Source organism: Rhizobium sp. AN6A, assembly GCF_900215635.1.
Taxonomy (GTDB): domain Bacteria; phylum Pseudomonadota; class Alphaproteobacteria; order Rhizobiales; family Rhizobiaceae; genus Agrobacterium; species Agrobacterium tumefaciens.
Genome location: NZ_OCNC01000001.1, coordinates 189554 through 206527, shown reverse-complemented (window position 1 = coordinate 206527; position 16974 = coordinate 189554). Strand labels below are relative to the sequence as shown.

General features: G+C 60.2%; 18 protein-coding genes. 11 read left to right on the top strand and 7 right to left on the bottom strand.

Features of this window, described 5'->3' with window-relative positions:
• Positions 1-183 precede the first annotated feature (183 nt).
• The 7 genes from CRO62_RS27125 (at position 184) to CRO62_RS00945 (ending at position 5701) form a co-directional block, all read left to right on the top strand.
• Positions 184-420 (top strand): hypothetical protein, encoded by a 237-nt coding sequence (locus tag CRO62_RS27125; RefSeq protein WP_179784422.1) that lies wholly within the window; start codon positions 184-186, stop codon positions 418-420.
• Positions 421-689: 269 nt separating this feature from the next.
• Positions 690-1007 carry a hypothetical protein gene (locus CRO62_RS00965; protein WP_097098805.1) on the top strand — a complete coding sequence of 106 codons (318 nt, stop codon included), beginning with the start codon at positions 690-692 and terminating at the stop codon, positions 1005-1007.
• 335 nt (positions 1008-1342) lie between these two features.
• Complete coding sequence (locus tag CRO62_RS00960; RefSeq protein WP_097098804.1) at positions 1343-3100, top strand: ParB N-terminal domain-containing protein; 1758 nt, start codon at positions 1343-1345, stop codon at positions 3098-3100.
• Positions 3101-3239: 139 nt separating this feature from the next.
• On the top strand, positions 3240-3533 hold the full coding sequence (locus CRO62_RS00955) for a hypothetical protein (RefSeq protein ID WP_323455416.1): 294 nt from the start codon (positions 3240-3242) through the stop codon (positions 3531-3533).
• A 385-nt stretch (positions 3534-3918) separates the two neighbouring features.
• Positions 3919-4506, top strand: a complete 588-nt coding sequence (locus tag CRO62_RS00950; protein WP_097098803.1) for a hypothetical protein — start codon at positions 3919-3921, stop codon at positions 4504-4506.
• Between the two features lie 48 nt (positions 4507-4554).
• Complete coding sequence (locus CRO62_RS27120) at positions 4555-4722, top strand: hypothetical protein (protein ID WP_179784421.1); 168 nt, start codon at positions 4555-4557, stop codon at positions 4720-4722.
• Positions 4723-4777: 55 nt separating this feature from the next.
• Entirely contained in the window at positions 4778-5701 is a 924-nt protein-coding gene (locus CRO62_RS00945; protein ID WP_097098802.1) for an ArdC family protein, read from the top strand.
• Positions 5702-5704: 3 nt separating this feature from the next.
• Here CRO62_RS00945 and CRO62_RS00940 read toward each other — a convergent pair whose 3' ends face one another.
• The gene (locus tag CRO62_RS00940) at positions 5705-5893 is read right to left on the bottom strand and encodes a hypothetical protein (protein ID WP_097098801.1); all 189 of its coding nucleotides are present in this window, start codon (positions 5891-5893) and stop codon (positions 5705-5707) included.
• A gap of 463 nt (positions 5894-6356) precedes the next feature.
• On the opposite strand from CRO62_RS00940, the gene CRO62_RS00935 reads away from it, so the two are divergent.
• Positions 6357-6665, top strand: a complete 309-nt coding sequence (locus CRO62_RS00935) for a DUF736 domain-containing protein (protein ID WP_003585013.1) — start codon at positions 6357-6359, stop codon at positions 6663-6665.
• 199 nt (positions 6666-6864) lie between these two features.
• Here the strand turns inward: CRO62_RS00935 and CRO62_RS00930 are convergent, their stop codons facing one another.
• The 6 genes from CRO62_RS00930 to traC form a co-directional block, all read right to left on the bottom strand.
• Positions 6865-8232: a penicillin-insensitive murein endopeptidase gene (locus CRO62_RS00930; protein WP_179784420.1), complete on the bottom strand. Its 1368-nt coding sequence runs from the start codon at positions 8230-8232 to the stop codon at positions 6865-6867.
• Positions 8213-8773 (bottom strand): thermonuclease family protein, encoded by a 561-nt coding sequence (locus CRO62_RS00925; protein ID WP_323455415.1) that lies wholly within the window; start codon positions 8771-8773, stop codon positions 8213-8215. The genes CRO62_RS00930 and CRO62_RS00925 overlap by 20 nt, the downstream gene beginning before the upstream one ends.
• A complete protein-coding gene (locus CRO62_RS00920; RefSeq protein WP_097098871.1) occupies positions 8773-9105 on the bottom strand; it encodes a WGR domain-containing protein in 333 nt (110 codons plus the stop codon). The genes CRO62_RS00925 and CRO62_RS00920 overlap by 1 nt, the downstream gene beginning before the upstream one ends.
• A 117-nt stretch (positions 9106-9222) precedes the next feature.
• Entirely contained in the window at positions 9223-11166 is a 1944-nt protein-coding gene (gene traG / locus CRO62_RS00915; RefSeq protein ID WP_097098799.1) for a Ti-type conjugative transfer system protein TraG, read from the bottom strand.
• Complete coding sequence (traD, locus tag CRO62_RS00910; protein ID WP_179784419.1) at positions 11153-11368, bottom strand: type IV conjugative transfer system coupling protein TraD; 216 nt, start codon at positions 11366-11368, stop codon at positions 11153-11155. Before traD ends, traG begins: the two co-directional genes overlap by 14 nt.
• Positions 11369-11372: 4 nt before the next feature.
• On the bottom strand, positions 11373-11669 hold the full coding sequence (traC, locus tag CRO62_RS00905) for a conjugal transfer protein TraC (protein ID WP_097098797.1): 297 nt from the start codon (positions 11667-11669) through the stop codon (positions 11373-11375).
• Between the two features lie 254 nt (positions 11670-11923).
• Here traC and traA point away from each other — a divergent pair, with 254 nt between their 5' ends.
• The 3 genes from traA to CRO62_RS00890 are packed head-to-tail and all read left to right on the top strand — an operon-like array spanning position 11924 to position 16969.
• The gene (gene traA, locus CRO62_RS00900; RefSeq protein ID WP_097098796.1) at positions 11924-15226 is read left to right on the top strand and encodes a Ti-type conjugative transfer relaxase TraA; all 3303 of its coding nucleotides are present in this window, start codon (positions 11924-11926) and stop codon (positions 15224-15226) included.
• Positions 15223-15762 (top strand): conjugative transfer signal peptidase TraF, encoded by a 540-nt coding sequence (gene traF / locus CRO62_RS00895; protein WP_097098795.1) that lies wholly within the window; start codon positions 15223-15225, stop codon positions 15760-15762. Before traA ends, traF begins: the two co-directional genes overlap by 4 nt.
• Positions 15674-16969 (top strand): conjugal transfer protein TraB, encoded by a 1296-nt coding sequence (locus CRO62_RS00890; RefSeq protein ID WP_097098794.1) that lies wholly within the window; start codon positions 15674-15676, stop codon positions 16967-16969. Before traF ends, CRO62_RS00890 begins: the two co-directional genes overlap by 89 nt.
• The last annotated feature ends 5 nt before the right edge of the window (positions 16970-16974 follow it).

Below are 16974 nucleotides of genomic sequence, written 5' to 3'. Positions count from 1 at the left end.
TCAAAAATCAGGCATTACGCCTTCAGCTGATGCACATGGCGGTCACCCCCCCAGTTCCGTCGCAGCAGCTGTTCCCCTCTGGAGGTTTTAGATCTCCACACTTCATGGGCCGCGGTTTCTCGCAGGCCCATTTTTTTATTCTTTGTTCGCTTCGTCCGACGACTCCAAGGGGTTTATGCCGAGATGGCGTTTGCGCGGGCCTCGCCGCTCGGCAGCATGAAGAGCGATTATATCGAGATATCGCTCGCGCATCGCCTTCATGTCGATCTCTCCGCGGATCCATTCCTCCAGCAAGACAAGGTAGGCTGGATCCGTATCGATCGGAACACCGCGCGCTCGGGCCCGATCGATTACGCGCTGCGCGATCGCTCGACGGGTCTCGGTGTCTGTGCTGATACTGTTTCGCCTTGGCATTCCTGATAAGCGGCGAGATTTACCAGTTGGCGATCTGGTTCGCGACTTGAAATTGCTCATCGTCAACAATATCTGAGCATCACTTCCCGAAGAGACGATGTCCTGCTCGCTGCAATCGCCGCGGCGTTTGACATTGCACCGGGATACAAAAGAAGGCGCTCCCCTCACGGGTCGAGCGCCTTTTGTGTATGGGAGGCGACCGTGAACAAAGCGCGGCACCTTGACGGCAACCGCATTGCAGAGGAGATTTGCACCAAAAAACTCCGTGGGAACACATGCCATTTTTTCTCGTGACGCAGACATTGCTGGTCGAAGCTCAAGACGAGCAGGAGGCCGCCCAAACGGGCGTCGACCGCCTCCGCTCCGGAGGACAGGTCACTGTCGCGGTCAAATCGGATGAGACAACAATCAAGCACGTCGTGGTCGCCGCAAAGGTCGAACAGCCGCTTCCGGTCTTGCCCTCCGAAACCATCAATCCACCGCCTGCTACTGTTGCTATCTCCGAAGCCGATTGCACCGCACCGGAAAGCAGGAAGCTGATCTTGAAGCGCATACTCGCCGATGGTCTAGCCCTTTTGGGTCGCCGGACCTAGGCCATCCTCGACGTACGGCTGCTGCCAGCAGCCTGTTATCTTCGCGCCTCGGCTCCACTTGATAAATAATGATTGAGAAAGAAAAGCAGGAAGGAGGAACCCGTCGCAGACCGGTCCTCCTGCCGACGCTGTCGCTCAACCGCCGCCTGCGCGATCCCGGCCGCTTGTCCTTAGCAGGGCCCGGTCGCCCCGCTCGTCCCGCGCAGCAGGGATGCTCGGCCGCAGTTGCGGCAGTCCGGCCGCTCGGCGGTCCGGGAGGTGTCTTCGAGAAAAGATGAAGACAGGAAGGGCTGGCAAGGCGTTGGCCCGGAACCCTATCGAGAAGGACAAATCCCATGCAGATCATGAAGGTTGACCCACGTGCACTGAAGGAAAATCCCGACCGGATGCGCCAGTCGAAATCCTCGCCGCAGGCCGATGCGTTGATGCTGGCAACGATCAAGGCCGTTGGCATCGTCCAGCCGCCGGTTGTTGCCCCCGAAACCGATGGCGGAAACGGCTATATCATCGACGCCGGACATCGTCGCGTGCGATTGGCCATCGCCGCCGGTCTGGAAGAGATCGAAATTCTTGTCGTGGATGCCGCTAACGACAATGGGGCCATGCGCTCGATGGTCGAAAACTCGGTTCGCGAAGCGCTCAACCCCGTGGATCAGTGGCGCGGCATCGAACGTCTCGTCGCGCTCGGCTGGACTGAAGAAGCGATTGCGGTCGCCCTCGCGCTTCCTGTCCGCCAGATCCGCAAGCTGCGGCTGCTCGCCAATGTCCTTCCCGCGATGCTTGAGCAGATGGCGCTGGGCGACATGCCGTCCGAGCCGCAGCTGCGGATCATCGCCGCCGCCGGTCAAGTCGAGCAGAAAGAGGTCTGGAAAGCACACAAGCCGAAGAAGGGCGACACCGCTCCGTGGTGGCAGATCGCCAATGCGCTGACCAAGAAGCGCATGTTTGCCCGGGATGCGAGCTTTGGTGACGATCTGGCACAGGCCTATGGTATCGAGTGGATCGAAGACCTCTTCGCGCCAGCCGATCAGGACGGGCGCTATACCACCAATGTCGAAGGCTTTCTCGGCGCCCAGCATGAGTGGATGACCGGAAACCTTCCCAAGCGCGGTGCCATCGTCGAAGTCAACAGCTGGGGCCAGCCGGAGCTGCCGAAGAAGGCGGCCCAAGTCTACGGCAAGCCCTCCAAGTCCGACTACACCGCGCTCTACCTCGATCGCGACGGCAAGGTGCAGACAGTGCACTACCGCATGCCCGAGGCGGCCAAGCCGAAGGGCGCCGCTGGAGACGGCTCCACGGCGGACAGCAACGATGGCGACGCGATTGCCTCGCCGAAGCCTCGGCCCGACGTGACCCAGAAGGGCCATGACATGATCGGGGATTTTCGCACCGATGCCCTGCATGATGCGCTCGGCCGGACGCCGATCGAGGATGATATGCTGATGGCGCTGCTAGTTCTGGCCTTTGCGGGGCAGAACGTCCGCGTCGACTCCGGTGCAGATGGGACGTTTTATTCCGGCAAGCGCTTCTCGCGCCATGCGGTCGCTCTGTTCGATGAGCATGGAAAGCTTGCCTTTGACCAGGACACGCTGCGGATCGCCGTTCGCTCCGTGCTGATCGATGTCTTCTCGTGCCGCCGCGGTATGTCGAACAGCGGTATGGTCTCGCGCATCGCCGGCGAGGCTATCGGAGCCGATCAATTCCTGCCGAACATGGGTTCGGAGGAGTTCCTCCTGTGCTTGTCCCGCCAGGCACTGGAAGCATCGTGCGCCGAGGCATCCGTACAGCCTCGGCCCAAGGTTCGTGAAACCCGTGCAGCGCTCGTCGAGCATTTCGAAAACGAGCACTTCGTCCATGCTTCGGCACGCTTCGCCCCGCCAGCTGACGAGTTGCTCGACTGGATCCGGGCGAGCTCAGCTACGGATATTCTCGGCGCGGCCGCGCAAGACGATGGTGGCGATCATGTTGACGACCCAGCCGAGGATCAGGAAGGGCACTTCAACGGGGTTGCGGATCAGCACGATCTGCAGGATGCAGTTCTTTCTGACCACGAAGAGTACGACGCCGGCTTCGATCAGAGCGACGCAGCGTGACAGCCGCCCCCCATCGAACATCGTAGCATCCACCCCCGATTTTTCGGGGGTGGAGTTTGCCACCAGTGCGGACGGTTTATCCGTCGAAAGACCGTCCTCCTTCATCGGCCGCCGACGACCGGGGGATGGGCGATGATCAATGCACGCGCTTCGAAACCGCTGGCAAAAGCAATCGTCGACAGGCTGGCATCTGGAATGTCTCACCCGGCAAATTACAGCGCGCGCGGAAAGGCAGACGACGACGGTGAAAGCCTGGAGCCGAGCGCGTCGCCGATCGGGTCGTCGTACTGGCCATCAGGAGCTCGTCGACCGCCTCACCTTCGAGCATTGGGTCGAACTCGACATGATCCGCCGCAGGCTGGCCATGCAAGAGAGTGTCATCGGTGAACTGCAGCATCGCGACGAGCGACCTTTGCATCGTCCGGCGACATAGGCAGGCCCGTAAACGTAGCCGCTGGTGCTGAACTTGCCCGGCTTCGATGTCGTCGGCGTGGCGGGTTTGGCCGCGTCTGTTCCTTCCCGCTAGAGCCAGATATCGGGCCGTGCTGGACTGCCCTTCTTGTTCGCTGCGGTCTAAACCGGCGGCCGGGCGTTTCAAGGCCGCTGTCGCGCCGCGTGGCGGCCGACCCAGCCTCCCTGCGCGAGGGCAGGCTCGCCGTCTGCTCAGGTAAAAACCTGCTTGCCCGCAAACCTGCCCTGCTGGCTCAGCCGGATCGGACCTGTGAAGCCGCCCGTCCCTTTGCCGGTTCTGGTCGTCCGCATCGAAGGGCAGACCGGCACGGGCCGGAACCGCTTCGGCAGCCAAGGAAGGAACAGACATGGCCAAGCCAGCAACTCATAACCGCTCCAACGCACGGAACTCACAACTCCGCAAAGGAGCAACCCTCGAAATGGTGCGCCTCACATGCCCCGATGCGGCCCAGGCGCTTAAGATCGCCGAAAGCTTTGGCACCACGGTCGTCGACAGCGATGGCATCCGCAGCCTGCATGAGCGGCTGATCGTCGAAACCGCCGACAGCCTCTCCGAGGGCTTGGGCGAGCGGGCCATGCAGATCCATCTGCAGCGCATCGTCGGGGCCTTCGTAGGATCGGCGCATGGCGCCGGGCAGTTCTACTCGCGCGCCGTCACCGAGGCGCGCGACGCAACGGCCAAGGCATCCAACGATGCCCGCGACGAGGATCTCGACGGTCCGGTCGGCTATGACAGCGCCGCACAACGCAAGCGGGAATTCGCGGCTGACATGGGTATCCAGTCCCATGCGCTGCGCATGACAGCCGAGGGCGCGGTGGCGGCTTACGAACAGGTCGTCGGCGAGAGCTGGAAACCATTCGACCGGCCGGTCGAAAACCCGGGCGCATCGCTCGACCGCAAAGCGGCCGAAGTTCAGATGGCTGCATTCGGATAACTCATTTGGCGGGGTCGCACCCCGCCTTCTTTTCCTGGTTCAAGGCCGGTGCTTACAGCGCCGGCCTTTTCTCATGCCGAAAAGGAAAACTGGAGACGCGCCTATCGCGGCCCGTCCCGCTCGCCGGTCCTGCAGGAGCCGGGCGCCCATGCAACGGCTTTGCCGTCCTCCACGCTTGCGGCCGTTCCGGTGCATGGCCACACCATCGGCCCCTGATTTCGGACCTCCGTGACGGACCGCGATAGGCGCTGTCCTAATGGAGAAAGAAGTCATGAGCAGGAAAACGGATTCCAACCGCATCGACATCTATGCGCGGATCACCGATCGGATTGTCGAGGATCTCGAACAAGGCGTGCGTCCCTGGATGAAGCCGTGGAGCGCCGCCAACACCAATGGTCGCATAAGCCGGCCGGTGCGCCACAACGGCCTTCCCTACTCGGGCATGAACGTGATCCTCCTATGGTCGGAGCAGATGTCGCGCGGCTTCGCCTCGTCGATGTGGATGACTTATCTGCAGGCGCTCGAACTGGGCGGGGCAGTGCGCAAGGGCGAGACGGGCTCGACCGTTGTCTTCGCCAGCCGTTTCACCAAGTCCGAAGCCGACGGAAACGGCAACGAAGTCGATCGGGAGATCCCGTTCCTGAAGGCGTATTCGGTGTTCAACGTGGAGCAGATCGAGGGGTTGCCCGATGGCTATTACGCGCCTCCGGCCAAGGTCCTTGATCCGGTCGCGCGGATCGAGAGCGCCGATCGCTTCTTCCGCAATACCGGTGCAGTCATCCGTCAAGGCGGCAATCAGGCCTACTATTCGCCGGTCATGGACTATATCCAGATGCCGCCCTTCGAGGTGTTCCGCGATGCTTCCGGATACGCAGCCGTCCTCAGTCATGAAGCAACCCACTGGACGGCGGCAGAACATCGCGTGGGACGTGACCTGTCGCGCTATGCCAAGGACCGGACAGAGCGGGCGCGCGAAGAACTCATTGCCGAGCTCGGCAGTTGTTTCCTCTGCGCCGATCTCGGTATCGCGCCGGAGCTTGAGCCGAGGCCGGATCATGCATCGTATCTGCAGTCGTGGCTCTCGGTGCTGGCCAACGACAAGCGGGCAATTTTCCAAGCGGCCGCCCATGCGCAGCGGGCAGTGAGCTTTCTGCATTCCTTACAGCCGAAAGCGGATTTGATGGATGCGGCTTAATGCTCAAGCGCGGTCGCCACCACCGGTGGTGGCCGCGTAATCCGTATCACGCTGGTCCCCGTCCAATTGTTGTTGGAGACCTTGTGCAATGTCAGCATCCAGCCTTCCCCAGATCGACGGTTTTGCAGCGTCGGGTTTGGGTTTACGGGACATTTTGCGTTCGACGATGAACGGTTTGGTCTGCTGACGCATTGGTTCTCCAGGCTACGATTCGCGGGGTGCAACGATATCGCACGAGGCGTCTTGGACAAGCCGGCCGATGTCTACGTGGAGCTCGTTTCCCCAATTGAAGCAGGCAACGACGGCGGTGCAAGTGGGGCAGGGCCCAGGCTACCATTCCTGACCGAGGCAAATGCGGCGGGACGCCACTGCCATATCCCTTCCCGTCGGAGTTTCCGGCAACCCATCTGCGAGCTCGATGAGGCATGTCTGACCGGAGACCGGCTGCGCCTCGATCGTTTTCCCGCAACGGCCACGACCACTTTTCTTACCCCTGTCGGCTGCGCCGCCATTCCTCTCCCACTAACAAAAGTGGCAGTTGCCGCCCTCCATTTCATTCCGGCCTTATCAGGTGCGGTCCGATCGTCACAGGTCTTTGCGACAGCCATCGAGACCGCGATGGGCGCGGCCCGAACACGAGAAAAGGAATACGACAATGGCAACCATCGGCACCTTCACCTCCACCGAAAACGGCTTCACCGGCTCCATCCGCACTCTCGCCCTCAACGTCAAGGCCCGCATTGCCCGGGTCGAGAACCCCTCCGACAAGGGCCCGCAGTTCCGCGTCTACGCGGGGAGCGTCGAACTGGGCGCCGCCTGGCAGAAGACCTCCGGTGAGGGCCGCGACTACCTCTCGGTCAAGCTCGACGATCCGAGCTTTCCAGCTCCAATCTACGCAACGCTCGCCGAAGTCGAAGGCGAAGACGGCCTCCAGCTTATCTGGTCCCGCCCGAACCGGGATTGATTGACATCATGAGGCTCCGCCACCGGCGGGGCCTTTTCCTCTACCGGGTAATTTAAGCCGGACCAAGCATCGATCGAGCGCCTTGTTCCGACAGGCGGTGATGCCTTCGCGATGACCGTGCTGAGGTTTTTGACCTTCACACTTCATGGGCCTTGGTTTTCCGACGGCCCTTTTCTGCCGTGAACCAAATCCGCCTTGATTAAGCGACTTCGCCGTGAAGGGTATCGATGTCGAATCGTACGTGCAGATGATTGTCGTGGTTTTTCCAATACGACACCCCGTGGACCTGAGGGTCGTTGAAAAAAATGAACTTCACCCGGAAGATGCCGTTCGTTCGAAAGAGTTCGACCAATCGTTGGGTGCGCTGCCTCGAATACGACGAATGTCGGAAATTTGAGGCTTCTTCACGGTCGTCGTGTCTGGGAACTCGAACATCGACATCCACACCCTTCTGATGGGAGTCGTGACCCGAAATCGGTCCGCCACCTTCTTTGCTGATATCTCCGATGCCAACCCGGATTCCGAACTCGTCGTGAAACCGTTCTGCAACCCGGTTCACCGCTTCGATCGTACGCTCGATTCCGTACCGCCGATCGGCGCGATGCGTCCCGTAGACCGAAGAGCTATCCCTGAGGTCGCTTGTGATCGGAGGTAGGGCTCGCATTATGTCGGCATCGAAGTTCTCGTCCGGGACGGTGTCTTCATGCTCGGCCGCGTCTTCGGCCGCTATTCCGGAGCTTGCTGGTCCCTTCACCGCGAATCTGAACCCAGCGGGACTGATATCGAGAGAAATATCGTTGATGCCATGTGGAAACAGAAGAGATCCCCCATGAATCCGATCAGCCAATGTTGAGATGACAGACTCGAATAAATGGTTCGCCCGGAAAAAAGAGGTCTGGTCACTCAGGCCGATGTCGTTGGAGAAGGATGCGTCGATTGCAGACTTAAGAGCATCATGGTCGATGTCGAAATCCCCAACCTCGGTCGGGGCTTTCCATGTTCCCTGCGCGGCTTTGACGTCTTCAGGATCAAGCTCGACGGTAGCTTTGGCGGCTGAAAGTTCAGTAGAAACCGCCTTGAGAAATGCTTTCCATTTGGTGCCTGACATGAGAAGGGATGGACAATTTTTCCCGGTCCAATCCTTATGACGCTTTACTTGGTCGACGTCCCAGCCGAAGTCCCTGAGCAAGCTCGCGACTAAACCGACAGCCCGGCTATTGGCGCGTTCCTGGTCGTTGTCGGAGTTCATGCAAATCTCGATCGCAATGCTCGAACCATTGGCATTCGAACCTGCGTGATAACCGACCTCGTTCAAAGGCAGATGTTGGATTACGTGTGTGTCATCGACGGTGAAATGCCATGACACCCAAATGATCTTGCCGTTGTGCTCGTAGTAACCGGTTTCGCGAACAAATCTTGAGTGCGCTTTCGCATTCGCGCCTCTGTTAGTATTGTCAGTATTGTGGATCGTAATCGATGTGGGGCTGATCCTAGTTCCGGGTCGGTTTCTTTTTCCTTCCGGAATGAATTCAGGCAGAATGGTGCTGCTAATCGCAGACTTCGACATTTGCTCGGGCCAGTCCTTCCGAGACCAAGATATCGCCGAGGCTGTGGCCATTTCGAACCAGAACCCGAAGTGTACGGCCATAGCGATCCGTGTCGCGACCGGACCATGCTCGAATTTCGAATGGACCTTGGTTGACCAGTTCGGTCAATCGCTCAGTCGCTCGGTTTCCAAGAGCAAGTTCCGAGGGGCATTTGGGCTCGCTAATCTCAGGTGCGTCTATGTCGGCAATTCGGACTTTCGTGCCATCGATCCACAGCTTATCACCATCGATGACGCAGGCGATACAATGGCCGCCGGTACATTTCTCAAACATTGTCGCAGCTATATTCGGTGCGGCCAGTGTCATCGACGCAGCACTGGCCGCGAGGGCGATGGTGAACATGATGCGGAGCACTATACCGCGCATAGTGAGGTTGCGCTGCCATCTCTTTTTCCGGAAGAAAAGCCGGAGACCATGCGAATATGCCAAACGTCGAATGCTCCTGTTTAGCATGGCCGATGTGTGGATGGTAGCCAGTGTCTGCGAGAGATCGTCGATCATTAATGACCGGTTGCCGAAGGGCTGACCCGGTATCCGCGGCTTCGCTTCCGGCGGAGAAGATCCAGGAAGGTGGTGACCGCATCTTGCTCTCTGGCAAAAAGCTGGGTCTTCATCTGGCCTTGGGCTCCAATCCGGCCCCAGCGGCGTGTCAGGCAGATTTCGCCGAACAGATTGGGCTCGATCGTCATCGCATAAAAGCGGGCCATGTTGCGGGCTTCGTCCGTGCGTTCGACATAGAGGTGGTAGGGTTGAATGAGCATGCCAGCATAATCGCTCGGTCGCCAGTTTTCGTCCAACGAGAGATATGAATCGATTGCGTCTGACCGATTCATTTTCGTGAAGTTCTGGTGAACACTGGGGGCGGTCCGCCTGCGGCATTCATCGATCGCCTCGGCCACTGTCACCTGTGCTTCGCATGCTTCCCAATATCTCACCGTTGGGTCCTCGATCTATCGCACAGCCGGTTCATACGTGCCGGAAGAGTTTTTGTGAAACCGGTTCTCTCCGACACAGGCCTTCATGTCCTCGCGGCGGAACCAGACGGCGCGCCCGCATCGAAGGGGTGCGTTACCCGAGGTGAAGACGATCTGTTCGTCGGCGCGCATGCGCAGGACCTCATGCGGAAGGATCAACGGTCGGCTGTTGAGTTGCTTCGACCGCGACCTCGACGATCCCTTCATTCCGGACGAGCGATTGGTCTGGTCGACCTCGACCGTGGTGTCGCCACATCGCTTCGAGATGTAGTCGGCCGTATCGGGATCGTTGATCGCCGCGAACGAAATCCACGATGCAGATTCGAACCACTTGCTCGTCGCATCACGCCCTCCATAAGCCTCGCGCATCTGGCCGAGCGACTGGAAGATCATCGTCAGCGTGATGCCGTATTTGCGGCCTGCATCGCGCGCCGTTTCGAGGATGCGCAGATAGCCGAGACGAGCCACCTCGTCGAGTAGGAAGAGTGTGCGATCCTTTACGTCGCCTTTGCGGTTATAGATCGCGTTCAGCAGCGAGCCGATGACGACGCGCGCGAAGCTCGGATGGGCTTCCAGCACTTTCAGATCGAGCGCGATGAAGATGTCCGTCCCGCCGTTTGCGAGATCGTCGGTCGAGAAACTGTCGCCGGAGACCAGACCGGCATAGTTGGGATAGGACAGCCAGTGTGTTTCCTTGACTGCATTGGCATAGACACCAGAAAATGTCTCCGGCGTCATGTTGACGAAGACGGAGACATTCTCCTTCACGAAATCCGAATCCGACCCTTCATAGATCTTCGTCAGACGCGCCCGAAGTTTTGGCTCGGGTTCGGACAGGTTGGCGCGGACCTGGCGCAAAGTTTGGTCTTTTTCATCGGTGTGTCCTGACAGGCAGACATCGGCGATCAAAGCCGTCACGAGTTGCATCGCCGAGGCCCTGAAGAAGTCGTCGCGGGCAGATGCCGTGCGCGCATTGTCGGTCATGATCCACGTCGCAACGGCGACGATATCCTCTTCCTTGGTATTGCCATGACGACCGATCCAGTCGAGCGCATTGAAGCCGACACCAGACGCGGTTGGATCGAGCACGATCACCTTGCGGCCGGCCTGACGCCGATGTTCGGAAACCATCGGCGCGACCTCGCTCGACGGATCCAGCACAACGAGACCGCCGCCCCATTTGAGCGCGGTCGGGATCGTCACCGAGGTCGTCTTAAAGCCACCGGATCCGGCAAAGACGATGCCATGCGACGATCCGAAGGAACCGTCAAAGCAGAGCAGCGGTGACCTGCCGCCGGCACCCCAGCTTTGCGGTTCATGAGCGCGAAACTGCATGGTGGCAACACTATCGCGATCGACGCGGTATCGCTCGCCGATGACGATGCCACCGTGCTCGGGAAACAGTTTTGCAGCCTCCTGCATCTTCATCCAGTCGGCTTCGCCGTGGACCGCACGCCTGCCACCGATCCGCTTTGGTGCGGCCGTTGCGAAGGCGGTATTGCCCCTGATCGCAACCCGAAGGGCAAAGCCACTTCCGATGAAGGCGACACCAGCGCCAATCATCGTTGCCGGATCGGCATAGGCGAGAACCGATTGTCCGGCTGGCACGTTGTTGACAATTCCGGACAGGCGACGGGCCTCACGTGTCGTGGCGATGACAATGACCACAGCACTCCCGGCCAGTACGCTCAATCCGGCAGCCTTGATATTCGCCGAACCATTGGCGGCGAACAGCGAGACGACGCCGATCGCGGCCGCGGCTATATAGGGAAGGGCGAGCCCGACGCGGCCCAGCATCAGCTTCGCCGGTGCTGTTGTCCCGAGCGCCGCCAGCCGATGTTCCAAGCCTGACGTCAGGATCATCACTGCGACCATGATTGCCGTGGGCAGGATTGCCAGAAGCAGCCTATTCGCCGTCATTGCCGAAGGCCTCCGCGCCAATCGCCGTCAGTCGGGCCTTCTCCGTCTCGTCGCCCTTAATCCGCTTGGCTGCATCGATCAGCAGGCCGAGGAGCAAAGCACGCTTCTCGTAGCGCAGACCGGCCTTGACGATCAGGCCGCCGAGCTCGATTTTTTCCCTCGTATCCTTCTTGCGTGCATCTGATGTCATCGCTTTAGCCATGCGCTCAAACCTCACCAGTGCCGCTCGCATCCGCGCCAGGCGACTGCGTCGCGGACGTCCCGCTCGCGGTTCCGCCATCTCCGACGTCTTTCTTGCCCGCCGCACTCCCTTTGCCTCCGTGAAACCGTTTGGCGACGTCCTCGAAGGCAGCCTGAAGCTCTGCCTCGTCAATCTCGATTTCCCCGAGACCAGCCTTCAGCGCAATGCGGCCGATGCGTTCGGCCTCACGGGTCTCGGCCTGCTTCAGTTGATCCTGCAATCTTGCGATCTCTTCCCTGATCTTCGATGAAGGTTTCTTCATTCCGGTTGCTCCTTTGAAGTCTGGGCGTTGCACTTGCGACGCCCAGATTCTTCCGGATGTGCGTGAATTGAAACCTGCAGATCTGCAGATCGCCAAGGGCGATGCTTTTGTGAATGATCCCGCCGTTCCGAAGGGGCGGCTTCCCAAGGGCGCAATTATACGTCGTGATACGACGCGTTGCTTATCGGCCCGGTGAGATCGGGCTCTACCGCCACTCCCGACGAACTTGGTTCTAACCGGGAGCGCTCTTCGCCGTGGCCATCGCCCATTTCTCAGCCAGCATCGTCAGCCGCGGCTCGGGCCGCAGCGTGGTGCTGTCTGCGGCCTACCGGCACTGCGCGAAGATGGAATTTGAGCGCGAGGCCCGCACCATTGACTACACCCGCAAACAAGGCTTGCTGCATGAAGAGTTCGTACTCCCTGCAAATGCCCCCGAATGGGCTCGCAGTCTCATCGCCTACCGCTCTGTTTCGGGCGCTGTCGAAGCCTTCTGGAACAAGGTGGAAGCGTTCGAGAAGCGTGCCGATGCGCAGCTTGCCCGTGACCTGACAATTGCCTTGCCCCTGGAACTTTCGGCCGAGCAGAACATCGCCCTGGTCAGGGATTTTGTCGAGAAACACATCCTGGCGAAGGGCATGGTTGCCGATTGGGTTTACCACGAAAATCCCGGCAATCCGCATATCCATCTGATGACCACGTTGCGGCCGCTTTCTGATGAGAGCTTCGGGTCGAAGAAGGTTGCCGTCATCGGCGAAGACGGCCAGCCGGTACGCACGAAGTCCGGGAAGATCCTGTACGAACTCTGGGCCGGTTCGACCGATGACTTCAACGTGTTGCGCGACGGATGGTTCGAGCGGTTGAACCATCATCTCGCGCTCGGCGGCATCGATCTCAAGATCGACGGCCGTTCCTATGAGAAGCAGGGTATCAATCTTGAGCCCACCATTCACCTTGGCGTCGGGGCCAAGGCGATCGAGCGCAAGGCGGAGCAAAGGGGTGTTCGCCCGGAACTGGAACGGGTCGAGCTGAACGAGCAACGACGCTCGGAAAACACCCGCCGCATTCTGAACAATCCAGCCATCGTGCTCGACTTGATCACGCGAGAGAAGAGCGTCTTCGACGAACGCGATATAGCCAAGGTCCTGCATCGCTATATCGACGACCCCGCGCTCTTCCAGCAATTGATGTTGAAGATCATCCTGAACAGGCAAGTGTTGCGGCTGCAGCGCGAGACGATCGATTTCTCCACCGGAGAAAAGCTGCCGGCGCGCTATTCCACGCGGGCGATGATCCGGCTGGAAGCGACGATGGCACGGCAGGCAACATGGCTGTCGAACCGGGAGGGAAGGAGCGTTTCCCCCACTGCTCTCGACGCCACCTTCCGGCGCCATGAGCAGTTGTCCGACGAGCAGAAAGCGGCAATCGAGCGCGTTGCAGGACCTGCCCGTATCGCCGCGGTCGTCGGACGTGCCGGGGCCGGCAAGACCACGATGATGAAGGCAGCCCGTGAAGTCTGGGAATTGGCTGGATATCATGTGGTCGGTGGTGCGCTTGCAGGCAAAGCGGCCGAAGGATTGGAAAAGGAAGCGGGGATCCAGAGCCGGACGCTTGCGTCATGGGAGCTGCGCTGGAAACGCGGCCGTGACCTTCTGGACGACAAGACGATTTTTGTCATGGACGAGGCCGGCATGGTGGCGTCGAAACAGATGGCGGGGTTCGTTGATGCGGTGGTGAGAGCAGGCGCGAAGATCGTGCTGGTCGGCGATCCTGAACAGCTTCAGCCGATCGAGGCGGGTGCTGCCTTCCGCGCCATTGTCGATCGTATTGGCTATGCCGAACTCAAAACCATCTATCGCCAGCGCGAGGAATGGATGCGCAAGGCGTCGCTCGATCTCGCGCGCGGCAATGTCGAAAACGCATTGAGTGCTTATGGTGCCAACGTCAGGATTACGGGTGAGCGCCTGAAGGCCGAAGCTGTCGAGCGTCTGATCGCCGACTGGAACCGCGACTACGATCAGACGAAGACGATTCTGATCCTTGCCCATCTGCGCCGCGATGTTCGCATCCTCAATGTCATGGCCCGCGAAAAGCTGGTCGAACGCGGCATGGTGGGTGAAGGTCATCTGTTCCGGACCGCCGACGGCGAACGCCGTTTCGACGCCGGCGACCAGATCGTCTTCCTGAAGAACGAGGGATCGCTCGGCGTCAAGAATGGAATGATCGGTCATGTCGTAGAGGCCGCAGCAAACCGCATTGTCGCAACGGTGGGCGAGGGCGATCAGCGTCGTCAGGTGATCGTCGAACAGCGGTTCTACAACAATCTCGATCACGGCTACGCCACGACGATTCACAAGTCCCAGGGCGCCACCGTCGATAGGGTCAAGGTGCTTGCTTCCCTGTCCCTGGACCGGCATCTGACCTATGTGGCGATGACCCGCCACCGTGAGGATCTGCAGCTCTACTACGGGACGCGGTCCTTCTCCTTCAACGGCGGCCTGGCAAAAGTTCTCTCCCGAAGACAAGCCAAGGAGACGACGCTCGATTACGAGCGCGGCCAGCTCTATCGCGACGCGCTGCGCTTCGCCGAGGCTCGTGGCCTGCACGTCGTCCAGGTCGCACGCACCTTGATACGAGATCGGCTCGACTGGACGCTGCGCCAGAAGGCCAAACTTGTCGACCTTGGCCAGCGTCTTGCGGCCTTCGCCGCGCGGCTCGGCATGACTCAATCCCCGACCACTCAAACGATGAAGGAGGCTGCACCCATGGTCGCAGGTATCAAGAGATTCTCCGGCTCGGTTTCCGAAATCGTCGGTGACAGGCTCGGAACAGATCCCTCCCTCAAACGGCAATGGGAAGAAGTCTCGGCACGTTTTGCGTATGTCTTCGCCGATCCTGAAACCGCCTTCCGCGCGATGAACTTCGATGCGCTTCTGGCAGACAAGGAGGTGGTAAAGCAGATCTTGCAGAAGCTGGAGGCTGAGCCGGGATCTATCGGTCCACTGAAGGGTAAGACCGGCATTCTCGCCAGCAAGCCAGAGCGGGAGGCGCGTCGTGTTGCCGAGGTGAACGTACCCGCTCTCAAGCGCGATCTTGAGCAATATCTTCGGATGCGCGAGACCGCCACGCAAAGGCTGCAGACGGACGAGAAGGCTCTGCGTCAGCGGATCTCGATCGACATTCCGGCGCTGTCGCCGGTAGCGCGCGTCGTGCTGGAGCGGGTGCGTGACGCCATCGATCGAAACGACCTGCCAGCGGCGATAGCCTACGCGCTCAGCAATCGCGAAACAAAGCTCGAAATTGACGGGTTCAATCAGGCGGTCACCGAGCGGTTTGGAGAACGGACGCTGTTGAGCAACGCCGCACGCGAGCCCTCCGGAAAGCTGTACGAAAAGCTTTCCGAGGGTATGAAGCCGGAGCAGAAGGAGCAGCTCAAACATGCATGGCCGCTCATGCAGACAGGGCAACAGCTCGCGACCCACGAGCGCACTGTCCACTCGCTAAGAAAAGCCGAGGAACAGCGGCTCACACAACGGCAGACGCCGGTGATGAAGCAATGAGGCACAGGCGGGCTCTCCTGTTTCTGACAGGCGCCGCCGTCTTCGTGTCCGCACTGACTGCGGCCGCGATCACGGGTGGTTATCGGCTGAACCTGACCCCAAGCGAGCCGCTCGGCCTCTGGCGTATCGAACAGCTTCAGCGTCCGGTCGCTATCGGCGATCTTGTGTTTTTATGTCCGCCCTCGACAGCCGTCTTCGCAGAGGCACGAGTTCGCGGGTATCTTCGGCGAGGTCTTTGTGCCGGTGGAGTTGCGCCGCTGATCAAGACTGTTGCGGCGCTCCCTGGGCAGCGTGTCGAAATCACCGATCACGTGCACATCGACGGCCGTTCGGTCCCCGCATCGTCGGTGAGCGGCACGGACGGCGAGGGCAAGGTGCTCCTGCCTGATTCCGGCGGCGTGGTTCCGCCGCATCATCTGTTCCTTCACTCCTCCTTTGCGAGCTCCTATGATAGTCGATATTTTGGTCCGGTTCCGGATTCCGGTCTTCTCGGCTTGGCGCGGCCCGTCTTCACCTACCACCCGAGATCGCGGTGACGATCATCTGGCTGATCGCTGGAAATCCATCCTCCTGATCATCACGTCCATTACCTGTGGGTGGATCGGCTGGAGCGGGGAGGTGCTTCTCCTCCCCGTCGCCGCGATATTTCCTGTGCTATGGACAATGGCGCCGTCACGCTCGATCGCTGCACTTGTGGCGGCAGGGTATTTCCTGGCGGCCTGCCGCGGTTTGCCACAGGGCGTGGCCAACTTCTATGCCGCCGATCTTTGGCCCGGGCTGGTGCTTTGGGAGGTGGCTTCGGTGTCGTTCGTTAGCGTGCATGCTGCACTCTGGATGAAGCGTGGTGACGAATTCGCGTCCGGGAAGAGGGGTGCGGATTCGGCGAGGGCGTTGCGCTATCTATCGGCGATGGCGCTGACGGGGCTGCCGCCGTTCGGCATTACCGGCTGGGCGCATCCCCTGACAGCGGCCGGCGTGCTATTCCCAGGCTGGGAATGGTGGGGACTGTGCGCGATGGCGACCGGCCTGCTCATCATGACGACAAGGCTTTGGCCGGCCGCAGCCGTCATCCTTGGAGGATTCTGGCTCTGGTCCGCCGCGACGTGGACGCAACCGAAACTACCTGATGCATGGAGGGGCGTCGACCTTCAGGTGGGACAAAACCTCGGTCGCGATGGATCGCTCCCGTATCACCGTGACCTGATCGCAACGATGCGCCACAGAATTGCCGCGCATCCGGACACGCATGTTGTGGTCCTGCCGGAAAGTGCGCTCGGCTTCTGGACACCGACTGTTGCGCGGGTCTGGCAGGAAGGTCTTCGTGGCTCGAACCTCACCGTTATCGCAGGTGCTGCCGTCGTCGATCCCAGAGGCTATGACAATGTGATGGTGGTGATCTCGGCCAATGCAGCAAACGTCCTCTATCGTGAGCGCATGCCGGTCCCGGGTTCGATGTGGCAACCTTGGTTGCAATGGACCGGGCAGGGCGGTGGCGCGCGGGCCGACTTCTTCGCCAACCCGGTGGTCGAGGTTGACGGAGTGAGGATCGCGCCGCTGATCTGCTACGAGCAGCTTATCCTTTGGCCGATCCTGCAATCGATGCTGCATGCGCCCCAGGTGATCGTTGCCGTTGGCAATGGCTGGTGGACGGAAAACACCTCGATCGTCGCCATCCAGAAAGCGAGCGTCTCAGCCTGGGCAAGACTCTTCGGCCTGCCCGTTGTTATGGCGTTCAACACATAAGGAGT

Bases quoted from the DNA above. Each gene is read 5' to 3' on its own strand.
- CRO62_RS27125 (WP_179784422.1), top strand. From the start codon at position 184: ATGGCGTTTGCGCGGGCCTCGCCGCTCGGCAGCATGAAGAGCGATTAT.
- CRO62_RS00965 (WP_097098805.1), top strand. From the start codon at position 690: ATGCCATTTTTTCTCGTGACGCAGACATTGCTGGTCGAAGCTCAAGAC.
- CRO62_RS00960 (WP_097098804.1), top strand. From the start codon at position 1,343: ATGCAGATCATGAAGGTTGACCCACGTGCACTGAAGGAAAATCCCGAC.
- CRO62_RS00955 (WP_323455416.1), top strand. From the start codon at position 3,240: ATGCACGCGCTTCGAAACCGCTGGCAAAAGCAATCGTCGACAGGCTGG.
- CRO62_RS00950 (WP_097098803.1), top strand. From the start codon at position 3,919: ATGGCCAAGCCAGCAACTCATAACCGCTCCAACGCACGGAACTCACAA.
- CRO62_RS00945 (WP_097098802.1), top strand. From the start codon at position 4,778: ATGAGCAGGAAAACGGATTCCAACCGCATCGACATCTATGCGCGGATC.
- CRO62_RS00940 (WP_097098801.1), bottom strand. From the start codon at position 5,893: ATGCGTCAGCAGACCAAACCGTTCATCGTCGAACGCAAAATGTCCCGT.
- CRO62_RS00935 (WP_003585013.1), top strand. From the start codon at position 6,357: ATGGCAACCATCGGCACCTTCACCTCCACCGAAAACGGCTTCACCGGC.
- CRO62_RS00930 (WP_179784420.1), bottom strand. From the start codon at position 8,232: ATGTCGAAGTCTGCGATTAGCAGCACCATTCTGCCTGAATTCATTCCG.
- CRO62_RS00925 (WP_323455415.1), bottom strand. From the start codon at position 8,773: ATGATCGACGATCTCTCGCAGACACTGGCTACCATCCACACATCGGCC.
- CRO62_RS00920 (WP_097098871.1), bottom strand. From the start codon at position 9,105: ATGAATCGGTCAGACGCAATCGATTCATATCTCTCGTTGGACGAAAAC.
- traG (WP_097098799.1), bottom strand. From the start codon at position 11,166: ATGACGGCGAATAGGCTGCTTCTGGCAATCCTGCCCACGGCAATCATG.
- traD (WP_179784419.1), bottom strand. From the start codon at position 11,368: ATGGCTAAAGCGATGACATCAGATGCACGCAAGAAGGATACGAGGGAA.
- traC (WP_097098797.1), bottom strand. From the start codon at position 11,669: ATGAAGAAACCTTCATCGAAGATCAGGGAAGAGATCGCAAGATTGCAG.
- traF (WP_097098795.1), top strand. From the start codon at position 15,223: ATGAGGCACAGGCGGGCTCTCCTGTTTCTGACAGGCGCCGCCGTCTTC.
- CRO62_RS00890 (WP_097098794.1), top strand. From the start codon at position 15,674: ATGATAGTCGATATTTTGGTCCGGTTCCGGATTCCGGTCTTCTCGGCT.